This window comes from Streptomyces pseudogriseolus, from assembly GCA_002154585.1.
Classification (GTDB): domain Bacteria; phylum Actinomycetota; class Actinomycetes; order Streptomycetales; family Streptomycetaceae; genus Streptomyces; species Streptomyces pseudogriseolus.
The window spans coordinates 1-7,252 of sequence record MUNG01000246.1; the positions used below are offsets into that span (position 1 = coordinate 1).

At 74.1% G+C, this 7,252-nt stretch carries 7 protein-coding genes and 1 pseudogene; 2 read left to right on the top strand and 6 right to left on the bottom strand.

Features of this window, described 5'->3' with window-relative positions:
• The 6 genes and pseudogenes from CCN29_RS21910 to hrcA all read right to left on the bottom strand — a co-directional run.
• Window positions 1–998, bottom strand: a pseudogene (locus CCN29_RS21910) (peptidase S41); the annotation flags it as partial.
• 46 nt (window positions 999–1,044) lie between these two features.
• Window positions 1,045–1,596, bottom strand: a complete 552-nt coding sequence (locus tag CCN29_RS21915) for a hypothetical protein (RefSeq protein WP_442538442.1) — start codon at window positions 1,594–1,596, stop codon at window positions 1,045–1,047.
• 190 nt (window positions 1,597–1,786) lie between these two features.
• Window positions 1,787–2,527 (bottom strand): 16S rRNA (uracil(1498)-N(3))-methyltransferase, encoded by a 741-nt coding sequence (locus CCN29_RS21920; RefSeq protein WP_006136051.1) that lies wholly within the window; start codon window positions 2,525–2,527, stop codon window positions 1,787–1,789.
• Window positions 2,524–3,597: a nitronate monooxygenase gene (locus CCN29_RS21925; protein WP_006136052.1), complete on the bottom strand. Its 1,074-nt coding sequence runs from the start codon at window positions 3,595–3,597 to the stop codon at window positions 2,524–2,526. Before CCN29_RS21925 ends, CCN29_RS21920 begins: the two co-directional genes overlap by 4 nt.
• A 259-nt stretch (window positions 3,598–3,856) precedes the next feature.
• Window positions 3,857–4,996 (bottom strand): molecular chaperone DnaJ, encoded by a 1,140-nt coding sequence (dnaJ, locus tag CCN29_RS21930; protein WP_006136053.1) that lies wholly within the window; start codon window positions 4,994–4,996, stop codon window positions 3,857–3,859.
• Complete coding sequence (gene hrcA / locus CCN29_RS21935) at window positions 4,997–6,013, bottom strand: heat-inducible transcriptional repressor HrcA (protein WP_006136054.1); 1,017 nt, start codon at window positions 6,011–6,013, stop codon at window positions 4,997–4,999. It abuts the gene before it with no gap.
• A gap of 162 nt (window positions 6,014–6,175) precedes the next feature.
• On the opposite strand from hrcA, the gene CCN29_RS21940 reads away from it, so the two are divergent.
• Window positions 6,176–6,904 carry an MBL fold metallo-hydrolase gene (locus tag CCN29_RS21940; RefSeq protein ID WP_006136055.1) on the top strand — a complete coding sequence of 243 codons (729 nt, stop codon included), beginning with the start codon at window positions 6,176–6,178 and terminating at the stop codon, window positions 6,902–6,904.
• A gap of 34 nt (window positions 6,905–6,938) precedes the next feature.
• The coding region (locus tag CCN29_RS21945) for a DUF3097 family protein (protein ID WP_143661359.1) at window positions 6,939–7,252 on the top strand (314 nt) is incomplete at its 3' end.

The window sequence follows — 7,252 nt, forward strand, 5'->3', positions numbered from 1 at the left end:
CGGACGCCGGGGGTGGCGGCGAGCGCGCGGGCGGGGCCGGAGCGGTGGGTGACCCAGTGGACGGTGCCGCGTACGCAGACGGCGCTGCCGCGCGCGGTGTGGTCGGGGGACGCGGAGCCGAACCAGCGGGCCGCGTTCACCGGGAACGGCTGGAGGTCGACGCGCTGCCCGCCGAGCCGGACGTCGAGGCGGCGCGGCTCGGCGCCGTCGAGGTCGTCGAGGATCCACAGCTCGCCGGCGCTCGACCAGACGACGCGGGAGCCGTCGGTGGACGCGTGCCGGGCGTAGAAGCCGTCGAGAGGGGTGTGGCGGCGCAGGTCGGAGCCGTCGGCGAGGGAGGAGTACAGGGCTCCGGTGCCCTCGTGGTCGGAGAGGAACGCGATCCTGTCCCCCACCCACAGCGGGTACTCGATGTTCCCGTCGAGGTCCTCGTGCAGCCGGACGAACTCGCCGTCGCCCTCGCGGTCGATCCACAGCTTGCCCGCGGTGCCGCCCCGGTAGCGCTTCCAGGCGGCGGCCTCGCGGCCCATCGTCGCGGACAGCAGCACCGTGTGCGGGCCCGCGGCGACGTCGCCGACCGGCCCGTACGGCAGGGTGCCGGCGGGCCCGCCGTCGAGCGGCACGGCGCGCGCCCAGGTGCGGCGCAGGCTGGCCTGGCCGTACGTGCTCAGGGCGAGGACCCGGCCGTCCGCGGTCCAGCCGCGCACCTGGGTCTTGATGCTGCCCCAGTGGGTGAGCCGCCGGGCGGGGCCCCCGTCGACGGGGGCGACGTGCACCTCGGGGGCGCCGTCGCGGGTGGAGGTCCAGGCGACGGTGGCGCCGTCCGGGGAGATCCGGGGATGGTTCACCGGGACGTTGTCCGCGCTGACCCGCCAGGCGCGGCCGCCGTCGAGCGGGGCGAGCCACACGTCGTCCTCGGCGGTGAAGGCGACCAGCTCGCCGTGCAGGTGCGGGAATCGGAGGTATGCGCTGGATGCGACCGATGCAGGCTGTGTCACCCGATCACCCTATGGGGGGCGCGTGCGGTCCGGCCAGGGGTTCCGATCACTTGCCCTCGACGGGGCGACAGGACGGGTACTGGTCGCACCACACGGTCGTGGTGACGGTCACGGTGACGGTGGGCCGCGGACCGCCGCCCTGCGTCGGTTCGCCCACGCGGGGCGGGCTCTTGGAGTCGCAGTCGCCCAGTCCCTCGACGTGGAACACCTGCCGGCCGTCCACCTTCGCGGTGATGTCCCCGCGGACGCAGGCGTTGTTGACGGCGTGGGTGACCCGGCCGGTGACGGTGATCTCCTTGCCGCTCTCGGTCTCGCCCTCGCAGTCGACCGAGGCGGCGGTCGCCCGCGAGCGCGGCGAGGCGGAGGAGCCGTCACGGTCGCCGAAGGACGCGTTGCAGGTCAGCCAGCGGACCTTGTCCTTCTGCCGGTTGAGCTCCTTGGTCACGGTCCCGTCGGTGGTGATCGCCACGGCCGTGGAGCCGAGGCTGCCGCCCTCACAGGCGGCCACACCGGCGACGGCGGCCACGGCGAACCCGGCGGCGAGCACCTGCCGCCGCCGGACGCGCATCGCGCGCGGAATCCTGTTCAACGCCCCCATGCACGGCAGCGTGCCATCGTCGCTCGCGCGACGGTAGGGCGCATACGGCCACGTGTGGCGGCCGTCCCGGGGGCTGCGCCCCCGAACCCCCCTGTCGGCCCTGGCGGGCCTCGTCCTCAAACGCCGGACGGGCTGAGAATCAGCCCCTCCGGCGTTTGAGGAGCGGGGTCCGGGGCGGAGCCCCGGGACGTCAGGACCAGCGGCCGGTGCGGGACAGGAGGACGGCCGTCGCCGCGGTACCGGCGGTGGAGGTGCGCAGGACGCTGCGGCCCAGGCGGTAGGGCTGGGCCCCGGCCTGCGCGAAGAGCTCCAACTCGTCCGGGGAGATACCCCCTTCGGGGCCGACGACCAGCACGATCTCGCCGGAGGCGGGGAGTTCGGCGCTCGCGAGGGGTTCGGTGGCGCTCTCGTGGAGGACGGCCGCGAACTCCGCTTCGGCCAGAAGTGACGCAACCCCCTTGGTCGTCGCCGCGTCCGCGACGTCCGGGAAGCGCACCCGGCGTGACTGCTTGCCCGCCTCCCGGGCGGTGGCGCGCCACTTGGCGAGGGACTTGGCGCCCCGCTCGCCCTTCCACTGCGTGATGCAGCGCGAGGCGGACCACGGCACGATCGCGTCGACGCCGACCTCGGTCATGGTCTCCACGGCCAGTTCGCCCCGGTCGCCCTTGGGCAGCGCCTGCACGACGGTCAGCCGGGGCGTCTGCGCCGGCTCCTCGACGACCTCGCCGAGCCGGACGATCAGCCGGTCCTTGCCCTCGGTGCCGTCCACCTCGCCGGCGGCCCAGCGGCCCGCGCCGTCGGTGAGGACGACCTCCTCGCCGGCCCGCAGCCGCTTCACGGCGACGGCGTGCCGGCCCTCGGGCCCGTCGAGGACGTAGCGGCCGGTGCCGTGCGTGTCGAAGTCGTCGACGACGAAGACGGGGGCGGTCATCGGGCACCTCCGGCCGACAACGCTGTCCGGGCGGCGGCCAGTTCGGCCATCAGGACCTCCACCAGCTGTCCGGCGGGCAGTTCGCGGGCCAGCCGGTGGCCCTGTCCCGCCCACATCGCGAGCCCCTGCGCGTCCCCGGCCTTGGCGGCGGCCTTGCGCAGCGGCGCGGTGAGGTGGTGCACCTCCGGGTAGGCGGCGGGGGCGTACGGGCCGTGCTCGCGCAGGAAGCGGTTGACCAGGGCGCGCGCCGGGCGGCCGGTGAAGGCGCGGGTCAGCTCGGTGCGGGGGTGGAGAGGGCTGGTGAGGGCCTGTTTGTGGAGGGCGTGCGCGCCGGACTCGTGGGCGGCGACGAAGGCGGTGCCGAGCTGGGCCGCGCTCGCGCCGGCCGCGCACACGGCGGCGATCTGGGCGCCGCGCATGATGCCGCCGGCGGCAACGACCGGGATGCCCACGGACTCGCGGACCTGGGCGACCAGGGACAGCAGTCCGATGCCGCCGCCGTCCGTCTCCGGGAGGTCCCGGTGGGTGCCCTGGTGGCCGCCGGCCTCGACGCCCTGGGCGATCACCACGTCCGCCCCGGCCCGTTCCACCGCGCGGGCCTCCTCGGCGGTCGTGGCGGTGACGAAGGTGAGGGTGCCGACGCGGTGCAGCGAGTCGATCACCTCGCGGGCGGGCACGCCGAAGTGGAACGACACGACCGGCACGGGGTTGTCGAGCAGCACGGCGAGCTTGGCGTCGTAGCCGTCGTCACGGCCGCTGTCGGGGTCGCCCAGCTCCGTCTCGTACCAGGAGGCCTCGCCGGCCAGCTGGTGGGCGTAGACGTCGACGGCGGCCGGGTCGGCGGTCTCCGGCTGGGGCAGGAAGAGGTTGACGCCGAAGGGGCGGGAGGTGAGTCCCCGCAGCTGCTTGATCTCCTGGTACATCCCGTCCGCGGTCTTGTACCCGGCGGCCAGGAAACCGAGCCCGCCCGCGTCGGACACGGCGGCGGCGAGCTGCGGCACAGAGACGCCGCCCGCCATGGGCGCCTGCACGATCGGGTGCGGGAAGAGATCGGTCAGTACGGAGGACATGACCGCATGTTGTCACGTCCCCCGACCAACTCCGAATTGGCCCTTCCCCTTGGCATAAGCCACTTTTCACCGGGCCGCCGCCCCCGCCGAAGGCCCTTGGCAGGGGGCCGGAATCCAACCCCCCGGCGCGCACCGCTCAGCGCCCGTTGAACGCGTCCTTCAGCCGCGAGAACAGCCCCTGCTGCCCGGGCTGACTGTGCTCACCCGGGAGACGACCCCCGGACCCCCGGCAGCAACACCCGGCGCCCGGCACGCCCGCTCAACGCCCGTTGAACGCGTCCTTCAGCCGCGAGAACAGCCCCTGCTGCCCGGGCTGGAACTGCCCCGTGGGCCGTTCCTCGCCGCGGAGTTTGGCCAGCTCGCGGAGCAGGCGTTCCTGTTCCGGGTCCAGCTTGGTCGGGGTCTGCACCTCGACGTGGACGACGAGGTCGCCCCGGCCGCCGCCGCGCAGGTGGGTGACGCCCCGGCCGTGCAGCGGGATCGACTGGCCGGACTGGGTGCCGGGCCGGATGTCGACCTCCTCCATGCCGTCCAGCGTCTCCAGCGGCACCTTGGTGCCGAGCGCCGCCGCCGTCATGGGGAGGGTGACCGTGCAGTGCAGGTCGTCCCCGCGCCGCTGGAACATCGGGTGGGGCAGCTCGTGGATCTCCACGTACAGGTCGCCGGCGGGACCGCCGCCGGGGCCGACCTCGCCCTCGCCGGCCAGCTGGATGCGCGTGCCGTTGTCGACACCGGCCGGGATCTTGACGGTGAGCGTGCGCCGGGAGCGCACCCGGCCGTCGCCCGCGCACTCCGGGCAGGGCGTGGGCACGACCGTGCCGAAGCCCTGGCACTGGGGGCAGGGGCGCGAGGTCATGACCTGGCCCAGGAAGGACCGGGTGACCTGCGAGACCTCACCGCGGCCGCGGCACATGTCGCAGGTCTGCGCGGTCGTGCCGGGCGCGGCGCCCTCGCCGCTGCACGTGGTGCAGACGACCGCCGTGTCGACCTGGATGTCCTTGGTCGTGCCGAACGCGGCCTCGTCCAGCTCCACCTCGATCCGGATCATGGCGTCCTGGCCGCGGCGGGTGCGCGAGCGCGGTCCGCGCTGCGACGCCGTGCCGAAGAACGCGTCCATGATGTCGGAGAAGTTGCCGAAGCCCCCGGCCCCGAAGCCGCCCGCGCCGCCGGCACCGCCGGACTGCGAGAGGGGGTCGCCGCCGAGGTCGTAGACCTGCTTCTTCTGCGGGTCCGACAGCACCTCGTAGGCGGCGTTGATCTCCTTGAACCGCTCCTGGGTCTTCGGATCCGGATTGACGTCCGGATGCAGCTCGCGGGCGAGCCGCCGGAAGGCCTTCTTGATCTCTTCCTGCGACGCGTCGCGGCGTACGCCGAGTACGGCGTAGTAGTCCGTGGCCACCTATGACTCCGCCAGGATCTGTCCGACGTACCGTGCCACTGCGCGTACCGCTCCCATCGTTCCGGGGTAGTCCATGCGGGTCGGTCCGACCACGCCGAGCTTGGCGACAGCCTCGCCGCCCGAACCGTAGCCGACCGACACGACGGACGTGGAGTTGAGTCCTTCGTGGGCGTTCTCGTGACCGATCCGTACGGTCACACCCGGATCCTTCGCCTCGCCGAGCAGCTTGAGGAGCACGACCTGCTCCTCCAGCGCCTCCAGGACGGGCCGGATCGTGAGGGGGAAGTCGTGGCCGAAGCGGGTGAGGTTGGCGGTACCGCCGATCATCAGCCGCTCCTCGTTCTCCTCGACGAGCGTCTCCAGGAGAGTGGAGAGCACCGTGGAGACCGTACCGCGGTCGTCGGTGTCGAAGGCCTCCGGCAGGTCCTCCACCAGGCTCGGCACATCGGCGAACCGGCGGCCCGCGACCCGGCTGTTGAGCCGCGCCCGCAGGTCGGCCAGGGAGGCCTCGCCGAACGGGGCCGGGCAGTCGACCATGCGCTGCTCGACCCGGCCGGTGTCGGTGATCAGCACCAGCATCAGCCGCGCCGGGGCGAGCGACAGCAGCTCCACGTGCCGCACCGTCGAACGGGTCAGCGAGGGGTACTGCACCACGGCGACCTGCCGGGTGAGCTGCGCGAGCAGCCGCACCGTGCGGGCCACGACGTCGTCGAGGTCGACCGCGCCCTCGAGGAAGTTCTGGATGGCCCGCCGCTCGGGCGGGCTCATCGGCTTGACGCCGGCCAGCTTGTCGACGAACAGCCGGTAGCCCTTGTCGGTGGGGATGCGCCCGGCGCTGGTGTGCGGCTGGGCGATGAAGCCCTCCTCCTCCAGCGCCGCCATGTCGTTGCGCACGGTGGCCGGGGAGACGCCGAGGTTGTGCCGTTCGGTGAGCGCCTTGGAGCCGACGGGCTCCTCGGTGCCCACGTAGTCCTGGACGATCGCGCGCAACACCTGGAGCCTGCGTTCACTGAGCATCGCGCACACCTCCAGCTGTCTTCCGCCCGGTAACGACCCTGGCACTCTTCGCACGCGAGTGCCAGACTTCCCCGGCCCAGTGTACGGCCGGGGGGTACGCCGTCGGCAAGGCCGGTCCGTGCCGTGGTGCCGGGCGCCGTCGTCCCCGCTAGCGTCCCGGTCATGACCGTGACTTGGGAAGAGTCGGGATGGGAGCAACTGGCGCCGGGGGTGGGCCGGCGCCGGCTGCCGGGGTGGGACTGCACGGCGGGGCTCGTGGTGGGCGCGGACGGCGTCCTGGCCGTCGACGCGGGCTCCCATCTGGCCGAGGGCGCGCGGTTGCGGACCGAGGCGCGGGAGCTGACCGGCCGCCGTGTGACACATCTCGCGCTCACCCATCCCCACTTCGACCACATCCTCGGGGCGCCGGCCTTCGCGGGCGCGGAGGTGTACGGCGCGGTCGGCCTGGACGTGGCGCTCGCCGGGCGGGGGCGGGAGGAGCTGCGCGCGGACGCGGTGCGCTGGGGTCTCGACCCGGCGGCGGCCGACGAGGCCGTGGCGGCGCTGGTCCCGCCCCGGCACGCGGTGTCCGGCGAGTGGACGCTGGACCTGGGCGGCGGCCGCCAGGTGCTGCTGGCGAACGTCGGTCCGGGCCACACCGCGTACGACCTGGTGGTGCTGGTGCCCGGCGACCCGGAGGTGGTGTTCTGCGGCGACCTGGTCGAGGAGTCGGACGAACCGCAGGCGGGCCCGGACGCCGTGCCGTCCCGGTGGCCGGACGCCCTGGACCGGCTGCTGCGGCTCGGCGGCGAGGACGCGGTGTACGTCCCCGGTCACGGCGCGGTGGTCGACGCGGCGTTCGTACGGGCCCAACGGGACGCGCTGGCCGCCCGGTTCGGCGTGTCGGAGTGATCACCGCGGGCGCGTTCCTCGTATCGTCGGCAGAATGCGCCAGTACTCCGCCGATCTGACCCCTCCGTGGAAGAAGCCGCAGTCCGTCCCCGAGGTGGCGGCCGAGCCGGGCCTCGTGGTGGAGGAACCCGGCACCGGTTTCTGCGGCGCCGTGATTCGCTGCGAGGCGGGCACGGTGACCCTGGAGGACCGCTTCGGCAAGCACCGGGTGTTCCCGCTGGAGCCGCGCGGGTTCCTGCTGGAGGGCCGCGTGGTCACGCTGGTCCGCCCCTCCGCGGGCCCGGCCCGCCCCGCCCGCACGGCGTCCGGCTCGGTCGCCGTCCCCGGCGCGCGGGCCCGGGTCGCCCG

Excerpts from the sequence above, each read along its gene's own strand:
- hrcA (WP_006136054.1), bottom strand. The coding sequence starts at position 6,013 with ATGCTCAGTGAACGCAGGCTCCAGGTGTTGCGCGCGATCGTCCAGGAC.
- CCN29_RS21940 (WP_006136055.1), top strand. The coding sequence starts at position 6,176 with ATGACCGTGACTTGGGAAGAGTCGGGATGGGAGCAACTGGCGCCGGGG.
- CCN29_RS21920 (WP_006136051.1), bottom strand. The coding sequence starts at position 2,527 with ATGACCGCCCCCGTCTTCGTCGTCGACGACTTCGACACGCACGGCACC.
- CCN29_RS21925 (WP_006136052.1), bottom strand. The coding sequence starts at position 3,597 with ATGTCCTCCGTACTGACCGATCTCTTCCCGCACCCGATCGTGCAGGCG.
- CCN29_RS21915 (WP_442538442.1), bottom strand. The coding sequence starts at position 1,596 with ATGGGGGCGTTGAACAGGATTCCGCGCGCGATGCGCGTCCGGCGGCGG.